Raw genomic sequence first — 18019 nt, forward strand, 5'->3', positions numbered from 1 at the left:
TTTGTTTTTACTATTCAATAGTATATAATTACCCATTGGTAAACTGTTCCTTTGTGCGGTTTATTAGATGTTAATTTAGAAAACAAACGGAGAAAATAAATTATGTTATCAACTCAAGATAAACAAAATATAGTAAAAGAAAACCAAAGATCAGAAGGTGATACAGGTTCGCCAGAAGTTCAAGTAGCGCTTTTAACAGCTAGAATTAATGATCTTCAAAACCATTTTGCAACACATAAAAAAGATAATCACTCAAGAAGGGGTCTTCTAAGATTAGTTAGCCAACGTCGTAAATTGCTAGACTACCTTCATGACAAAGATGTAGAAAGATATCGTAGCCTAATTGACAAACTAAATCTACGTAGATAATAATTGGTAATTCATCTAAAATTTCTTCATCACATATTAAAAATATCAAAAACATAAGGTTGAACTGTGAAAATATATAGAGAAGTCTTTGAATTAGGAAATAAAAAAATCACTTTAGAAACTGGTGGCATGGCTCGTCAAGCAGATGGTTCTGTAGTAGTTAGTTGTGGCAGTAATATTGTACTAGTAACTACAACAATCAAAAAAACTGTAGCAGATGGAGCAGACTTTTTTCCTCTTTCTGTACACTACTTAGAAAAGTCGTATGCAGCTGGAAAAATTCCTGGAGGGTTTACAAGAAGAGAGGCTAGACCTTCTGAGGAGCAGATTCTTATTTCTAGACTTATTGATAGATCTATTAGACCATCGTTTCCGGATGGTTTTTTTAATGAAATTCAGATAGTAGCTACAGTGATTTCTTATGATGGTAGCTTTTCACCGGATATATTAGCCTTAATTGGAGCATCGGCTTCTTTAGCTATATCTGGAGCACCTTATGATGATGTTATAGCTGGTGTTAGAGTAGGTTATATTAATGGTAAGTATATTCTAAACCCTAATAAAGAAGATTTAAAAGAGTCTGCCCTTGATTTAGTAGTTTCTGGTACAGATGATGCTATTTTAATGGTTGAATCTGAAGCAAAAAGTCTACCAGAAAGTGTAATGTTAGGGGCAGTTCTATATGGACACAAGCATCTTAGAACTATAATTTCATCTATTAATAAACTAGCAAAAGTAGCTTCTAAAGCACGCATAGTATACACAGTTTATGAAATTAGCAACATCCTTAAGGAGCAGATTAAATCTGGCTTTTTTGGTGAAATTAAGAATGCCTATACAATAGCTTCTAAACAAGACAGAAACATTAAGTTAGCAGAAATTAGGAAAAATGTATTAGAACATATATTTTTAAACGTTGTTGATAATAATGAATATAGCGAAAAAGAAATTATAGAAGCATTTCATTCTATAGAAAAAGATCTAGTAAGATCAAATATTCTGGATGGTAAACCAAGAATCGATGGTAGATGTACAGAAACAATTCGTCCGATAAACGTAAAAATTGGTGTTTTACCGGGTGCTCATGGCTCAGCTTTATTTACTCGAGGTGAAACACAAGCTCTTGTGGTTACAACATTAGGTAGTGATAGAGATGCTCAATTAGTTGAGAGTTTGGATGGTATTGAAAAAGCCAGATATATGCTTCATTATAACTTTCCACCGTATTGTGTTGGTGAATGTGGAATGGTTGGTATGGCACCAAAACGCCGTGAAATTGGTCACGCTAATCTTGCTAAACGTGCTACTAATGCTGTATTCCCTAACGAAGATGTTTACCCGTACGTTGTAAGGGTTGTCTCTGAAATATTAGAGTCAAATGGTTCAAGCTCTATGGCGACTGTGTGTGGTTCATCGCTTTCGATGATGGATGCAGGTGTTCCTATAGCTGAGCCTGTAGCTGGTATTGCGATGGGACTTATTAAAGACGGTTCAAGGTATGCAGTTTTATCTGATATTCTGGGAGATGAAGACCACTTAGGGGATATGGATTTTAAAGTTGCTGGTACTAGATATGGTGTCACAGCTTTACAGATGGATATCAAAATCAAAGGTATTTCTAGAGAGATTTTAGAGCAATCTTTAGAGCAAGCAAGAGTGGGTAGATTACATATTTTAGGTATAATGAATGAGGTTATTAAAGAGCACAAAGAAGATGTTTCATCTGCAGCTCCTCAGATTCATATACTTAACGTTAATCCTAGTAAAATCAAAGATATAGTTGGTCGCGGTGGTTCTACTATAAAAGCAATAGTAGAAAGAACAGGTGCTCAAATAGATACAAACGATACAGGTGAAGTTAAAGTTTTCGCGAAAAACAAAAGCTCTCTTGATATGGCAGTTAAAGAAATAGAAGCTATTGTAGCAGAGGTTGAGGAAGGGCAAGTTTATAAAGGTAAAGTTGTTAAAATCTTAGACTCTGGTGTTTTTGTTAACCTAATGGGCGATAAAGATGGTTATTTATCTTTCCAAGATATTGAACAAACAGGTATAAAATCAAATTCTATAATTGAAGGACAAGGTCTTGAAGTTATAGCCCAAAACATAGATAGAAATGGTAGAGTTAAACTTTCTCTAGTAGCAAGGTAATTTTATGAGTACAGAAGTTCAAAGCGTTGATCCTATTAATTTTACAGATGCAGCTTCTCTAAAAGTTAAAGAACTTATAGAAGAAGAGGGAGATGATTCTCTTAGCTTAAGAGTTTATATAACAGGTGGAGGGTGCTCCGGTTTTCAGTATGCTTTTGCATTTGATAATGAGATAAAGGAAGATGATATTGTTATTACTAAAAATGGAGTTAGACTTTTAGTTGATTCAATGAGTTTTCAATATCTAGTGGGAGCAGATGTAGACTATAAGGATGACATTGAGGGAGCATACTTTGTTATTAGAAACCCAAATGCGAAAACTACGTGTGGTTGTGGCTCATCTTTTTCTGTATAATACATACTCATAATGTTTTTAAATCTTAGTTTGGAATTTTTATGAAGATCGCTAATTTTGAAGTTGGAAATGGCAAACCATTTTTTTTAATGTCTGGACCATGTGTAATAGAGTCCGAACAGATGGCTATGGACACAGCCGGATACCTTACAGAGGTAACAAAAGAGTTAGGTATTAATTTTGTCTATAAATCATCTTTTGATAAAGCTAATCGCTCATCTATCGACAGCTTTAGAGGCTTGGGGGTTGATAAGGGTCTAGAAATTCTATCTAAAGTAAAAAAAGCCTATAATGTCCCAGTTGTGACAGATGTGCATGAAGATACACCTTTTGCGGAGGTTGCAGAAGTTGTTGACGTTTTACAAACGCCAGCTTTTTTATGTCGTCAGACAAATTTTATATTAGACGTATGTAAGCAAAATAAGCCAGTAAATATTAAAAAAGGGCAGTTTTTAGCACCTTGGGATATGCAACATGTGGTAGCTAAAGCAAAATCGACAGGCAATGAAAATATAATGGTTTGTGAAAGAGGTGTTAGCTTTGGCTATAATAATTTAGTTTCAGACATGCGTTCTCTTGAGATAATGAAGTCTACGGGTTGTCCAGTAGTTTTTGACGCTACACACTCTGTTCAGCTTCCAGGTGGCCAAGGTAGTTCTTCTGGTGGTCAAAGAGAGTTTGTACCAGTACTCTCAAAAGCTGCTATTGCAGTTGGTATTGATGGTTTATTTATGGAAACACATCCTAATCCTGACCAAGCAAAAAGTGATGGTCCAAATTCTTTTCCTATGTATAAAATAAAAGATTTTTTAAAGTTATTGAAAGAACTTGATTTTTTAGTAAAATCTCAACCTAAGATACAGCTATAAAAGGAAGTAAGATATAGTGTCAAATAAAGTTTTTATAATGGGCATCGTAGGAGGTTCTGGTTCTGGGAAAACCCTTTTTTCGAATACTGTGGTTGAGATGTTAGAAGCTCACCATCTTGATAAAGTAGCAGTTATCTCTGAAGATAGATACTATAAAGATTGGGGTACAATCCTTGGTCAAGAAAAAGCAGCTAAAGTTAACTACGATCATCCAGATGCTTTTGATCATGCACTTTTAAAGAAAGATCTTGTAAAACTAATAAAAGGTGAAGATATTTACGTTCCATATTATGATTATAATACTCATTCGCGGGTTAGCTGTATGTCGGAGAGGGTAACAAGTGGAGTTAACGTTATAATATTAGAAGGTATTATGCTTTTTAACGATCCAGAGATACTTAATATGATGGATTTTAAAGTATATATGGATACGCCATCAGATTTATGCTTTATAAGACGATTATTGCGAGATCAAAATGAAAGAGGTAGAACAGTTGATTGTGTTGTTAACCAGTATTTAGATACTGTTAGACCTATGCATATAAAGTTCATTGAGCCTTCTAAACGAAAAGCTGATATAATTATCCCGGATGGAGCTCAAAATAAAACTGTAATAGATATTGTTTATAACAAGGTAAAACAATTATTAAAATAAAACGTCCTAAACTAAAGGAGTATAAAATATGGCTAGAGTAACAGTAGAAGATTGTTTAGATAAAGTAGAAACAAGGTTTGATTTAGTGGTATTAGCTTCTATGCGTGCAAATAATATCTTAAAAAGTGGCTACACTGAATCAGGAAATGAAAAAAAAGAGAAGGCAACAGTATTAGCATTAAGAGAAATTGCAGAATCAAAACTTACAGCAGAAGAAATACTAAAAAGTGAGATCGTTGGATAATTAAATAAGCCAAAAAATATTGACTTATTATAAAGTATATATATAATATGTTTTTGTCGGGTGCTTAGCTCAGCTGGGAGAGCATCGCCCTTACAAGGCGAGGGTCGGGGGTTCGAACCCCTCAGCACCCACCACGACAAATTCAAAGGTTTTACTGTAGTTAGATTTTTATAAAATATTACAAAGAAATTACTTAGTTATTTTAAACTTAATTCACGGTCTCACGAAAGTAACAGTAATAATGAGACATATCAAATTAATTTAGTGAATTAGTTTTTATAGTAGCTTAGTATTAAACCCAAGATATTTTATTAATAATTAAAAGCCCAACTTTGATTGTATTTGATAAATTTATTACATAAAATTGCTCTAATTAATTTTTTTAAATAAAATCTGATGGGAAGATCTAGAAAAAATAAGCTCAAAGAGGGGATTTTTGAAGCTGAAATTATATCCTTAAGTCATGATGGTAGAGGTATAGCAAAAGTTGATGGTAAAACCACTTTTATACCTTTTACTTTACCTCAGGAAATAGTCAAATTTGAATATACTTTTTCAAAAGCTAAATTTGATGAAGGTCGAGTGATTGAGTTTGTCAAAAAATCACCAGATAGAATCGCTCCTAAATGTGAGTATTTTGAAACTTGTGGAGGCTGTAATCTACAGCATATGTCATCTATAGCTCAAATCGAGCATAAACAAAATACCTTACTTAACCAGCTAAAATATATTGGACAAGGGGTAGTTCCTGAAAGTATTTTACCGCCTTTACAAACGGAAAATACGGAAGGGTATCGAAATAAAGCTAGGTTAGGTGTTCGTTATGTAAATAAGAAAAATAAAATCCTAGTTGGTTTTAGGGAACGTAATGGCAGGTTCTTAGCAGAAATTGATAAATGTGTAGTCTTAAATCCTAAAATAGGTGAAAAACTATCATATATAGCAAGCTTTATTGAAAAATTATCTATTCATCAGCAAATAGCCCAATTAGAGATAGCTATAGATGACTATAGAACCGCTATTATCTTTAGGCATTTAGAACCATTTACAAATGAAGATATTGAACAATTAAAAAAATTCGGTAGCGAAAATAACTATTGGATTTATCTCCAGCCAAAAGGACCTGATACTGTATTTAGGTTATATCCAGAAAAATCTCAAATACCAACTCAACTTTGTTATCAGCCAGTTGACGGTATAGTAATAAACTTTGAACCGAACGATTTTACTCAAGTAAATAGTAATATAAATAGAAAAATGATCCAAAGAGCTATAACTCTTTTGGACGTATCAAAAGATGATTCAATTATTGATTTATTTTGTGGTTTAGGTAACTTCACACTTCCATTATCACAATATGCTAAATTTGTTATAGGAGTAGAAGGTGAGCAAGCTATGGTTGAGCGAGCAATACAGACAGCAAATAATAATAATATTTCTAATGTGAAGTTTTATACTGCTAACTTATTTGAGAGTTTCGAGGCTAAAGAGTGGTTCAGTAACTTTGAGTATAATAAAATGCTACTAGATCCTCCAAGAGCTGGAGCTTTAGAGGTTTGCCAAAATATCGACAAATTTGACGTTCAAAAAATAGTATATGTATCATGTGATACTGCAACTTTAGCTAGAGATGCTGGGATTTTAGTTAACCAAAAAGGATACAAGCTCGTACATGCTGGGGTAATGGATATGTTTCCTCATACTATGCATGTTGAATCTATAGCAGTTTTTGAAAAAACTTTTTAGGTACTATAGCAGGCTAAAATTATATGGTGCTATAGAACTAATGGTAAATGATTTTGCTTAATTGTACAATTTTATAGCTATTGTTTTATAATTTAAAGGTAACCAAAATGCTAAGCATAATTTTAAGGAAATTTTATACTCAAACATATACATACTTGGCTAGTTTTAAAGATTTTAAAAAAGAAGATATCTTCAGCGGCTGGAGTAAAAAAGAGATAACTTGGTTATTTGTTTGTATATTATTAACAGGTATGACAAGTATTTTAACCCAAGCAGAGGCCATTATTTTTATATATTCACTGCTAAGTATAATTAACCTTATATTGGTTGCAAAAGGTAAACTTTTAAACTATTTTATAGGTATAGTTAGCTGCTTTTTATATGCTATTATTTCTTTACAGAATCAGGTATATGGACAATTTTTGCTATTTATATTGTTTTTTACTCCAATGCAATTTTATGGTTGGTACATCTGGTCAGACCCTGAGAATATGCATACTAGCTCAACAGTAAAAGCTAGGCGATTGACTTTAAAACAGTTTTTATCGATTTTAATTATAGTTGCGATATGCGCGTCTTTATACGGCTATTTCATTTTATACAAACTTTTTGGGCAACATATAGGTTTATTAGCTGATTCTTTGGTGGGAGTAGTTTCTGTAATAGCATTCTTACTGATGGTGAGATCTTATGCTGAACAGTGGGTACTGTGGGTTATTATAGATATTTTAACAATTGTGATTTGGTTAGATGGTTTAGTAGGTAAAGAAATTACGTTGGCTTTAATTCCAGTTGTTATAACTAGAACTTTGACTTTAATTAATGCATTTTATGGTTATATTAGTTGGTTAAAAATGAATAAAATGCAAACTAAGGAAATAAAATGGTAATAAATGTGTTCTAGAAATTCTTTACTCAAATTAGAAGTTATTTATTATAGTCTACTAAAAACAAATTTTATCTGCGTAATTAACTTAACTTGTAAATCACCATTCTATATAATTTACAATTAGAAGCAAAAAATATTTAATTTAAATGACTGTTAGGCAAACACTTTTTCTAATTTTGACACCAATTATAGCAATGTGTGTACTATCTTTTGGTAATGGCTTTTTTACTACTTTTTCTTCAATCGAGCTTAATACTCTTGGAAGATCTAATTTTATAATAGGGATCATCTCGGCCGCATACTTTTTTGGTATGACTACAGGTTCTTATTTTTCTCAGTTTACAATTACAAGGGTAGGGTATATTAGAGCTTTTGTACTATTTGCTTCTTTAATGGCTATAAGTACACTAATACTTGGTATTTTTAAGGGGATTTTTGTTTGGATATTTTTTAGGTTCACGTGTGGATATGCTTTAGCAGCTTTATTTTTAATTATAGAAAGTTGGTGTATTTTATCATCTGATAAAAAAAATAGAGGATTAGTGTTTTCAATATACCTACTTGTATATTACGGTACACAAGCTCTTTCACAGCTAATGATAAACTTTAATTTTAGTGAAACTTTGCTAGCATATTGTTTTATCTCTTCTTTGTGTAGTATATCTATTGTCCTTATGGCGTTTACAAGTACGGTGGCTCCTGTGCCTAATTCAGAAGAGGTTTGTTCACCTATAAAAATTATAAAAAAAGTGCCACTTGCAATGGTAGCTAGTGTTATAGGGGGGGCATTGTTAGGCTCAATATATACTTTGCTCCCTATATTCTTAGTTAGAGTTGATATTACGCATAATATGCTGTCAATTTTAATGATGACGACTATTTTAGGAGGGATGTTACTACAAGTTCCTATAGGTAAGCTATCTGATTTGATCGATCGTAGAAAAGTCATATTATTAGTAGCTTTCGGGCTTATAATAACTTCAGTTTGTATTTGTCTATTTTACAAAACTCATTTATTGTTTTTTATAGCAGTCTTTTTATTTGGTGGGTGTGCTTTTGTGGTGTATCCTTTATCAATATCTCATGCTAGTGATTTTTTAGACGAGCATGAAATTTTAGGAGCTATAGGTGTAATAACCATTGCATATGGAGTTGGTTCTGTTATTGGACCTATAATAATTTCTAATATTATGGATTTTGTAGGCCCATTTGGTTTTTTTATCATAACAGCTTTATTCAGTACATTATTATGTTTATATACATTTTATAGATTATCAGCAAGAAAATCTGCTACAGGAACAGTACAATTCACACCGATATCTCCTGAAAGTGTAGGGTTTAGTGAAGCTCAAGAAGTTGTTTCAGATAAGCTTATAGAGTAAGCGACATACTAAGTATATTGATTGCAAAGCTATTACACCTAGCTTATAATGACACATTCAAGGTTTCAAAAGACTTAATTTACCTAAAGGAGAATAGTTATGTCATCGTTAATTAAGCAAGTTGTTGCTAGACAGATATTAGATTCACGTGGAAACCCTACTGTTGAAGTAGATGTTGTTTTAGAAAGTGGTGCTTTTGGTAGAGCTGGGGTGCCTTCTGGAGCATCTACAGGGATTAAAGAAGCATTAGAACTTAGAGATGGTAATAAGGACATTTATTTAGGAAAAAGTGTTTATAAAGCAGTTGAAAATGTTAACACTAAAATTGCTCAAGCTATAAAAGGACTAGATGCTTTAGACCAAAGATTAGTTGATAAAACTATGATAGATTTAGATGCCACAGAAAATAAAAAAAACCTAGGTGCAAATGCTATCTTAGGTGTATCTCTGGCTACAGCTAGAGCAGCAGCTTCACATTTAAGAAAACCTTTTTATCGTTACCTAATGGATGTACAAGAATATCTCATGCCTGTTCCAATGATGAACGTTATCAATGGTGGTGCTCATGCGGATAACAATGTTGATATGCAAGAGTTCATGATAGTACCAGCAGGTTTTGAGAGTTTTTCAGAAGCACTAAGATGTGGTACAGAAGTTTTTCATACTCTAAAGAAAGTTTTAATAGAAGATGGTTACAGTATAGCTGGTGTCGGAGATGAGGGTGGGTATGCTCCAGATCTTCCATCAAATGAAGCTGCTATAGAAGCTATATTAAAAGCAGTGAAAAAAGCAGGTTATGAGCCAGGTAAGCATGTATTTATTGCTTTAGATCCAGCAAGTAGCGAGTTTTACAAAGATGGTAAGTATGAGCTTAAGTCAGAAAATAAATCTTTAACAAGTCAAGAAATGGTTGATTACTACGCTACGTGGGTTGAAAAATATCCTATAATTTCTATCGAAGATGGTCTTGCAGAAGAAGATTGGGATGGCTGGAAATTATTAACAGAAAAACTTGGTTCGAAAGTACAATTAGTTGGAGATGATTTATTTGTAACAAATCCTAGCATATTATCTAAAGGTATTGAAAAAGGTGTGGCTAATTCTATTTTAATTAAATTAAACCAAATAGGATCTTTAACAGAAACATTTGAGGCTATGGCTATGGCTGGTCAAGCAGGGTACACTTGTGTGGTTTCACATCGTTCAGGTGAGACTTCTGATACTATTATAGCGGATTTAGCAGTAGCTACTTGTTCTGGACAAATAAAGACAGGCTCTCTTTCTAGATCTGATCGTATAGCTAAATATAATCAATTACTTAGAATAGAAGAAGAGTTAGGTGAAAATGCAATCTACCCGGGTATAAAAGCGTTTGTGTTTAACTCTGATGAAGAAGAACCTCAAGAAATAGTAGTACAAGAAACTGAAAATGAAAAAGTTGTTGTTCAAGTTCAAGAGTAAACTTTTTTAAAAAAATGAGCATTAAATCTAATACTTTCTTTTATATTTTTATATCTATAGTGTTGCTCTTGATTACTATCTTACAATATAATTTGTGGTTTAGTAATACAGGATTACTTAGTTATGAGCACTTAAAAAAAGCAGTAAAAACTCAAACAAAGGGAGTCCAAGAGCAATATCAGACTAATGCACAATTATATTCTGAGGTTGTTTCTTTACGTAAAAATAGCGAAGTACTAGAGAGTCTCGCCCGCCAAAATATGGGCTTTATAAAGAAAGGTGAGGTCTTTTATAGTGTCAAATGATTCTAGTAAATATGTAATAATTCCAGCCGCGGGCATTGGATCTAGAATGGCACTTGATATTCCTAAACAGTATTTTAAGCTTTCAAATAATAAAACTATCCTAGATACAGCTTTAGAGAAATTTATAAAACCTGATTTTTTTGATAAGGTCATAGTAGCTCTTAATAAAGATGATAACTTCTGGAAAGATTCTATATATTTTAGTCATCCTAAAGTAGTTACTTGTCTAGGGGGAGAGACACGTTTTGATAGTGTCTATAACGCTTTAAAACAGATACAAATAAGATCCCAGACTACCTGGATATTTGTTCATGACGCAGCAAGACCAAATGTTACATTCCAAGACACTAAAAATTTGTATGAAGCTGTTAAATTGTCTAAAAGTAAAAGTGGGATCTTAGGTATTAGAGCCTTTGAAACGGTTAAGCAGGTGACTTCTAATAGCCCAATTACTATAGATAAAACACTTAATCGTGATAACATATGGTTAGCTCAAACTCCACAATTATGTGAGCTTAGTTTGTTGTATAATGCTTTTGAATACTGCTGGCTTAATGATTTAGCAAAGCTAGTTACAGATGAAGCATCAGCATTAGAATTATATGGAAGCAGTCCTTTAATTATCCAAGGATCTAGAAGTAATATTAAAGTAACGACTCAAGAAGATTTAGAGCTAATAAACTGGTTGTGCCAAAACTAGCCTAGCTAAGTAGTAATCCTATTATGTATCCAAAAATTATTATACATCCTATTATCACTAATAATGAATCTAATATAACCTTACGATACTCTTTACATTTAACATTTTTATAGATGATTAATACAGGTAGTATGTATAATAAAAAAGCTACTGTTGGGGCGACCAGAATTCCTATTATGTGGAGTATACTAAAATTACATATTGTACAAACCCATAAAACTAAAAAAATAATAGCTATACAAAGGGTATTAATTAAAGAGTCTTTTACTTGTATATTACAAACACCTTTAAATAAATATCTGAACAAAAACTTTAAAGCTTCTTTTGAACCTATATAGCAGCCAATAAAAGAACTTATAATAGCTGTAAATACTATCATTGGTGCTAATATCTTTAAAAAAGTATTAGGGTGTTGCTCTTGTATTAGAGTTACTATAGAAAGATTATTAATGTTAGCCATATGAAGGTCAGCTACTGTAGTGCTTAATAAACATGAAGTTACAAAAAGTAGTACAAAAATAAATAGGATTAATGAATTAACCTTAAGTATTTTATATACTTTAGCTTTTTCATCCTCATGTTTAAGTTTGATATTTTCTCTGTAGAATATTACTAAGCTAGAAATAACAGGTGAATGATTCATTGACAATACAAGGATAGGTAAGACCATGAGTAATCCTTTTATGTAACTAATAAAACTAAAACTACTTTCAGTTATAAATTTGCCATTCCAGTAAGGAATTATATATATAGACAGAGTAATAACTAATATTATAAGGAATAAAACTGTAAACTGCATAAATCTAAGTATTATATTTATTCCTAAAGATACTATTATTAAAAGGGTTGATAAAATAAAAAAACTAAACCAAATACTTTGAGAGAGGTTGGAGTCCGTAATATTGTAATATAATAAGAAGTTACCTAATTCGCTATTTAGACCTATAGAGTACATGGGCATATTTAAGAAAATAGCAAAAAAGTACAGTACCACACATATTAAACCAAGTAGTTTCCCTAGATTATGTGTAAAAACTTCTGCGATACCGCCATCATTAGCTCCAATAACAATGTTAGCCATGTTTTTATGAGAGTAGTAAGTTAAAGGAAGTGCCAAGATGAGTACTGTGGTTAATGCCCAAAAACCACTGTCACCAGCTTGAATAGGTAAGTAAAGAAGCCCTGCTCCAACAGCTGTTCCAAAAAGTGTGAAAACCCATTGTGTGTCTATTTTTATAGTATTTGTATGATTTGTTTTTTTCACCTTTTGCTCCAATCCAGTATTACTTTACCACACTTGCCACTTTTCATAATTTCGAAAGCTTCTTGGTAGTCATTTATATTAAATCTATGTGTAATCACAGAATTCATATCTAGTCCAGCTTGGACCATACTAGACATTAGATACCACGTTTCAAACATTTCTCTACCATATATGCCTTTTAATATAAGACCTTTGAACAATATTGCACCCCAATCAATAGTGATATCCCCAGATGAAATACCTAGTAAAGACATCTTACCACCATGATTCATTACATTTAACATCATTGAAATTGCTGAATTTATACCTGACATTTCTAAACCTACATCAAAGCCTTCTGTCATACCAATTTCAGACATTATATCTTTCATTTTTTTGGTCAATTCATCTTGTGATTTAAAATTTCCCACGTTAAAAGCAAAAGTAGCACCAAAATCTTTTGCCTTCTTAAGTCGATATTCATTGATGTCAGTTACAACAATTCTTCTAGCGCCACAAAACCTGGCAATTTTAACAGCCATAAGGCCAATTGGACCAGCTCCTGTAATAAGGACATCTTCTCCAGTTAGATTAAATGATAAAGCAGTGTGCACCGCGTTACCAAGAGGATCAAAAATACTAGCAATATCATCACAGATGGTGTCAGGAACTTTAAAAACATTAACAGCAGGTATTACTAAGTATTCAGCAAAAGCTCCCTGTACATTTACTCCAACACCTACCGTGGACCTACACAGATGACGTTTTCCTGCTTTACAATTACGACAAAGTTCACACACTAAATGTCCTTCACCAGAGACTCTATCGCCTATATTTAATCCTTTTACCCCATCACCTTTGGCTGCTACTTCACCAACAAACTCATGCCCTATAATCATAGGAACTGGGATTGTTTGTTGAGACCATTTGTCCCAGTTATATATATGTAGATCTGTGCCGCAGATAGCAGTTTTTCTTATTTTAATTAAAACGTCATTATAACCATATTCTGGTATAGCAGCGTCATTTATCATCCAAATTCCAGGCTCTTTTTTTAACTTTGCTAAAGCTTTCATGTTTAAAAAATCCCTTATGTAGTTTTGTTTATTAAAGCTGTTGCTTAAATCTTAGTATTATAGCTAACTACGTTAAAAAGTAGTACGTCATTCAGTTAGGATTGACCACGTAATCTACAGGAGTAGTTTGATTTTAAGCTATTCCAGCTTACAACAGTCCCATAAATGCTCATAGGTATATTAGGGTTAATTTTTATTCTCATCAAAAATGCTGAAAATAGTAAGCTTATACTTTGTTTGATATGAGTTTAAATTAACAAGTTTTTATTTTCTAAATTATGTCAAGCATTATATGATGTTCAGCTCTTTAGCTGCTTTTGTAAAGCTATCCACAGCTTTATCTATTTGCTCAAAAGTATGGGCAGCTGACATTTGAGTTCTAATTCGGGCTTTGCCTTTTGGAACTACAGGGTATGAAAAAGCTATAACATAAATACCATATTCTAGAAGTTTATCAGCAAGAATTGCTGCTGTTTTTTCATCGTATATCATTACTGGGATAATAGGATGTTCCCCAGGAACCAGATCAAAACCAGCTGCTGACATTTTTGTTCTAAATCGTTGCTGGTTTGCTTGGAGTTGTTCCCTTAGGTGGTTAGAATTTTTAGTTATTTCAAGAGCTTTTAGAGATGTTTTTGTAATAATAGGTGCTAAAGCATTTGAGAATAAATATGGACGAGATAGATTTTTTAATAAATCTACTACTTCTTTTTTTGCGCATATATATCCACCAGATGCTCCACCTAAGCCTTTTCCGAGAGTTCCTGTTAAAATATCCACACGACCCATAACATTACAATGCTCTATTGAGCCTTTACCATTTTTTCCTACAAAACCAGCAGCATGAGAGTCATCAACCATAACTATAGCATTATATTTATCAGCTAGATCACAAATTGATTTTAAATCTGCGATTATACCATCCATAGAAAAAACGCCATCTGTAGCAATCATCTTAAATCTAGCTCCAGCTTTATCAGCTTCGATAAGCTTATCTTCTAGTTCTTTCATATTATTGTTATCGTATCTAAATCTCATAGCTTTACAAAGTCTAACACCATCAATTATACTGGCATGATTTAGAGAATCACTTATGATAGCATCTTCTTTTGTGAGTAGAGTTTCAAATAATCCAGCATTAGCATCAAAGCAAGAAGGGTATAAAATAGTATCTTCAAATTCAAAAAAATTACTCAACTCTTTTTCTAATTGTTTATGCACACTATTTGTTCCACAAATAAACCTTACAGATGCCATACCATATCCACATTCTTCAATATGCTCTTTTGCATAAGCAACTAGTTCTGGATTATTCGCAAAACCAAGGTAATTGTTTGCACAGAAATTAATTAAAGTCTTGCCATTTTCTAGAGTTATTAACGGTTCTTGGGGAGTTATTATAATTCGCTCACTTTTATAGGTTCCTGCATCTTTGATTTCTTTAATTTTATCTCTAATACTACAATAAAAGCTTTTATCCATATAGTTAACCTCATTTCTACTAATGACAAAAAATAATATATATAAATATAGCGGAAATTAGTACATTTTGGAAACAATTTGGTTAAAAGTGCTTAAGAATATTAGGAACATAAAAGAAGAAAGAAAGGTTCTCTCTTTTAGAATTTAATTACTCGGCAAAAGCATCTTGCGAGTAATTTGCTAAACTATTGACGTTATCACCAGTAATAACATTTTGGTAGTAAGTAGAAGCTGTACCCATTGCTGGTTGGTTTATAGCCCAGAACATAGATCCACCAAAACCTTTTTGGGCAATGTAGTCAATCATTTGTTTATCAAGCTCCAATCCTTCCCATTCTCCAGATGCAGCTTGCCCACCTGGTTCAAAGCCAAGAACCACTAAGCTAGGGTTTACATATTTAGAGAAGCTGTTTAACATATCCTCATAAACGGCTTTAGTCCAAGTTTTGCCATTAGGCATATCATTAGGACTTACATCATAAGCCATTATATTTACCCAATTGACAACCTCATCTAATGAAGATTCATTGTCTTTTAACCATTTTTCAATAGCTATACCTTCTCCATCAGAATTAAAGTCAGCTGCAAAACCGTGATCTTTACTACTTTCAAAGAAAGCGTTAAATCTTGTAGTATAACCTATTTGCTTATCACTCATGCCTTCATCATCTAGTTTTTTTCTTAAGGTTTTAAGAGTTTTAGCTAAAGTTGCTAATTGTTGCTCTTTATTAGGGTTGGGTGAACCATCAGCTAATTGACTTAAATGTTCCCAGTCAAAATCTACGCCATCACCACCAAGTTTTAATAGTTCGATAACCTGATTAACAAAAGCGTCTATTTGATCATCACTAATTGTTTGCTGTAGGTCAGACCAGCCACCAATTGCCCATATAAATTTTCCATTGTTAGCATGCGTTAAACTTATAAGAGAGTCTATACGTACTCTTTGCCAATTATAGTTATTGTCCCACGGGTTTTGATAGTTACCCATAACACTTAGAACATCAGCGCCAGCCATACTTTCATTTATATGACCACTATTCCATTTTTTATTAGCAGGATTTTCTGGATTTGGCGAGCTATCTAATGTTAAGAAAGAATATAGTACATGAGTATATGGAGCCACATCTTCAGCACTACCTTTATAGTCACCGCTTATTAAACCTGGCTTCCAGTTTTCCCAGTAACCTATAACTTTCTTACCTGATTCAATAGGAGCGACTTGTTCAAAAGTTAAATTAACATTTTGCTCGTTTTGATCAGCGACAAAGGAGCTAGGAGTTATACTAGCCTTATATCCAGAGATTTTATCTGCTGTCACAGTCCAAGTATCACCATTTTTTGGTAATTCTTCTGTATATACACCATTATCTGATACTTCTAATAACTGACTAGAGCCACTATTGCTTGTAAAATGTAAAGTTGTTTGTTTGCCTGTTGGCATACCTGCTATAGTTACATTTACTTTTGCACTAGCTACTTTTTCAGTAGTAAAGTTAAGTTGAGCATCTGTACGGCTACCTGTAGTAACTGTTACAACTATTGGCTTAGCTGTATAGCTATAGCCACCATATGTAAAGCTTTTAGCAGAAATAGTATATTTTAAGCCCTCTTCTGAGGCTGGTAAATTATCTATTACTGTAGCTGATGTGAAGTTAACTTCTCCTTGTGCTACTATATCTCCAGAGCTGTTATTAATTGTGTAGGTAGTTGACTTGATTGCGTTACTATCTGCACTAGCTGTTAGGTTTATAGATCCTACTTGTGCTTGCTCGTAATTTACAGTAATGTTTTTAGTTTCATCTTTAGCTATAGAGAAACTACTAGGTGTTGCTGTACCTTGACTTGTTCCAATTGTTGATACATTAACTTTTAACTTACCAGCTGGTACATCTATTTTAGTTTTAGAACCCCATGCAACATTTTTAACCTCTGCTACCTTAATATCATTTTCATTGAAAATACTTATACTAGGCTTCTCATCTGATGTTATAAAGCTAGGTTTAGTAGGTATTGTAAAGTCTAGAGTAGCTTTTTCTTCTGCTTGACATAATGTCCAAGCATTTGTTTCTTTAGGAGACTTGCTTGTCCACCAGTCTCCTAATAATTGATAAATAGATCCATCGTATTTAACAAAAGCTTTTTTTATAGCCTGCCCAATATCCTTGATCTGTAGATTTAAACTCTGCTACGTTACTTGGTATAGTATCGCAGTCACCAGGGGCTGGAGCAGGTTTTGCTGTATAGGTTAATGCAATAATTGTAGTAGCAGCAGAAACTGTTACTGTAGAAGGAGAAATTGTTCCTTCATCACCTTTAAGTTTAACAGTATAAGTTTCTGAGCCATCTTTTGGATATTCTAAAGTAACTTTACCATTTGAAACAGTAGAAGTACCTTTTGAGCTTACAAAATCAATTTGTGCTGTAGTAGGAAGATCACCTTGAATAGAAACACTTGCTGTAATCTTTTCAGATGGAGTTGGACTTGGACCAGGGCCTACTTCATCCCAAGCTTCCGTACCATATATACCAGAAGGTCTATACGCTGCTGATTTACACCAACCTTCATATGGCCAAGGTTTACATTTATAAGTTTTGCTTTGATCAGTTACAACGGTACCTGCAGAGTAGCTACTTAGGTCAGAAGTAGACCAAGCTTCAACGGCAAAAGCTGAAGAGCCCATGAGAGATAGGGTTACTACTGAGATTAATTTTCTTTTTATATTCATATTTTTCTCCTTAGTTTTAACATAAACCATTATGTTTACTAACTACAATTATAATCTTAAGTCAACAAGTTTGGTAGGGGTATAATTAATAGATATTAGTTAAAATTAATTAGTAATACAAAGGTATATAAAGTGATAAAGATATTTAAACCACTTGTGGGACTGTTGCAAACTAAAATTATATGTTTCTAATCGTGTTAAAACTATGATTTTAGAATGTTTTTACCTCGTTATTCTTATCTAATACAAACGTGCAATAGCTCCACAATATTTAATAAGCAATTACCTACAGAATTCTAAATCCTAGAAAAACTTCAAAAATTTCATAAAAAGCTCTTGCGTTGAGAGAGGGAGGTGTGTATTATA

General features: G+C 32.9%; 17 protein-coding genes and 1 tRNA gene. 13 read left to right on the forward strand and 5 right to left on the reverse strand.

Going from position 1 to position 18019, the window contains the following annotated elements; translation table 11 throughout:
• The first annotated feature begins 102 nt into the window (after positions 1 to 102).
• The 13 genes from rpsO to E4K63_RS02775 all read left to right on the forward strand — a co-directional run bounded on the left by rpsO (position 103) and on the right by E4K63_RS02775 (position 11123).
• The gene (gene rpsO / locus E4K63_RS02715) at positions 103 to 369 is read left to right on the forward strand and encodes a 30S ribosomal protein S15 (protein WP_133941309.1); all 267 of its coding nucleotides are present in this window, start codon (positions 103 to 105) and stop codon (positions 367 to 369) included.
• A gap of 66 nt (positions 370 to 435) precedes the next feature.
• Entirely contained in the window at positions 436 to 2517 is a 2082-nt protein-coding gene (gene pnp / locus E4K63_RS02720; protein WP_133941307.1) for a polyribonucleotide nucleotidyltransferase, read from the forward strand.
• Positions 2518 to 2521: 4 nt separating this feature from the next.
• Positions 2522 to 2872, forward strand: a complete 351-nt coding sequence (gene erpA, locus E4K63_RS02725; RefSeq protein ID WP_133941305.1) for an iron-sulfur cluster insertion protein ErpA — start codon at positions 2522 to 2524, stop codon at positions 2870 to 2872.
• Between the two features lie 41 nt (positions 2873 to 2913).
• A complete protein-coding gene (kdsA, locus tag E4K63_RS02730; RefSeq protein WP_133941303.1) occupies positions 2914 to 3741 on the forward strand; it encodes a 3-deoxy-8-phosphooctulonate synthase in 828 nt (275 codons plus the stop codon).
• A 37-nt stretch (positions 3742 to 3778) separates the two neighbouring features.
• Positions 3779 to 4396, forward strand: a complete 618-nt coding sequence (udk, locus tag E4K63_RS02735; protein WP_425321043.1) for a uridine kinase — start codon at positions 3779 to 3781, stop codon at positions 4394 to 4396.
• A gap of 28 nt (positions 4397 to 4424) precedes the next feature.
• Positions 4425 to 4640, forward strand: a complete 216-nt coding sequence (gene rpoZ / locus E4K63_RS02740) for a DNA-directed RNA polymerase subunit omega (protein ID WP_035719587.1) — start codon at positions 4425 to 4427, stop codon at positions 4638 to 4640.
• A gap of 58 nt (positions 4641 to 4698) precedes the next feature.
• Positions 4699 to 4774 (forward strand) — tRNA-Val (locus tag E4K63_RS02745).
• Positions 4775 to 5036: 262 nt separating this feature from the next.
• The gene (gene rlmD, locus E4K63_RS02750; RefSeq protein WP_133941300.1) at positions 5037 to 6386 is read left to right on the forward strand and encodes a 23S rRNA (uracil(1939)-C(5))-methyltransferase RlmD; all 1350 of its coding nucleotides are present in this window, start codon (positions 5037 to 5039) and stop codon (positions 6384 to 6386) included.
• Positions 6387 to 6493: 107 nt separating this feature from the next.
• Complete coding sequence (pnuC, locus tag E4K63_RS02755; protein ID WP_133941298.1) at positions 6494 to 7276, forward strand: nicotinamide riboside transporter PnuC; 783 nt, start codon at positions 6494 to 6496, stop codon at positions 7274 to 7276.
• Positions 7277 to 7421: 145 nt separating this feature from the next.
• The gene (locus tag E4K63_RS02760; RefSeq protein ID WP_133941296.1) at positions 7422 to 8657 is read left to right on the forward strand and encodes an MFS transporter; all 1236 of its coding nucleotides are present in this window, start codon (positions 7422 to 7424) and stop codon (positions 8655 to 8657) included.
• Positions 8658 to 8756: 99 nt separating this feature from the next.
• The gene (gene eno / locus E4K63_RS02765) at positions 8757 to 10118 is read left to right on the forward strand and encodes a phosphopyruvate hydratase (RefSeq protein ID WP_133941294.1); all 1362 of its coding nucleotides are present in this window, start codon (positions 8757 to 8759) and stop codon (positions 10116 to 10118) included.
• A 14-nt stretch (positions 10119 to 10132) separates the two neighbouring features.
• Positions 10133 to 10423: an FtsB family cell division protein gene (locus tag E4K63_RS02770; protein ID WP_133941292.1), complete on the forward strand. Its 291-nt coding sequence runs from the start codon at positions 10133 to 10135 to the stop codon at positions 10421 to 10423.
• Between the two features lie 46 nt (positions 10424 to 10469).
• Positions 10470 to 11123, forward strand: coding sequence for an IspD/TarI family cytidylyltransferase (locus E4K63_RS02775; RefSeq protein WP_133941411.1), 654 nt, complete (start codon positions 10470 to 10472; stop codon positions 11121 to 11123).
• Position 11124: 1 nt separating this feature from the next.
• Here the strand turns inward: E4K63_RS02775 and E4K63_RS02780 are convergent, their stop codons facing one another.
• The 5 genes from E4K63_RS02780 to E4K63_RS02800 all read right to left on the reverse strand — a co-directional run bounded on the left by E4K63_RS02780 (position 11125) and on the right by E4K63_RS02800 (position 17653).
• Positions 11125 to 12387 carry an amino acid permease gene (locus E4K63_RS02780; protein ID WP_133941290.1) on the reverse strand — a complete coding sequence of 421 codons (1263 nt, stop codon included), beginning with the start codon at positions 12385 to 12387 and terminating at the stop codon, positions 11125 to 11127.
• The gene (gene tdh / locus E4K63_RS02785) at positions 12384 to 13442 is read right to left on the reverse strand and encodes an L-threonine 3-dehydrogenase (RefSeq protein ID WP_133941288.1); all 1059 of its coding nucleotides are present in this window, start codon (positions 13440 to 13442) and stop codon (positions 12384 to 12386) included. Before tdh ends, E4K63_RS02780 begins: the two co-directional genes overlap by 4 nt.
• A 288-nt stretch (positions 13443 to 13730) precedes the next feature.
• Positions 13731 to 14924: a glycine C-acetyltransferase gene (locus E4K63_RS02790; RefSeq protein WP_133941286.1), complete on the reverse strand. Its 1194-nt coding sequence runs from the start codon at positions 14922 to 14924 to the stop codon at positions 13731 to 13733.
• Positions 14925 to 15072: 148 nt separating this feature from the next.
• Positions 15073 to 16368 (reverse strand): glycosyl hydrolase family 18 protein, encoded by a 1296-nt coding sequence (locus E4K63_RS08190; protein WP_244947454.1) that lies wholly within the window; start codon positions 16366 to 16368, stop codon positions 15073 to 15075.
• A gap of 685 nt (positions 16369 to 17053) precedes the next feature.
• The gene (locus tag E4K63_RS02800) at positions 17054 to 17653 is read right to left on the reverse strand and encodes a hypothetical protein (RefSeq protein WP_179965684.1); all 600 of its coding nucleotides are present in this window, start codon (positions 17651 to 17653) and stop codon (positions 17054 to 17056) included.
• Between the last annotated feature and the right edge of the window lie 366 nt (positions 17654 to 18019).

It is taken from the genome of Allofrancisella inopinata (assembly GCF_012222965.1).
Taxonomy (GTDB): Bacteria; Pseudomonadota; Gammaproteobacteria; order Francisellales; family Francisellaceae; genus Francisella; species Francisella inopinata.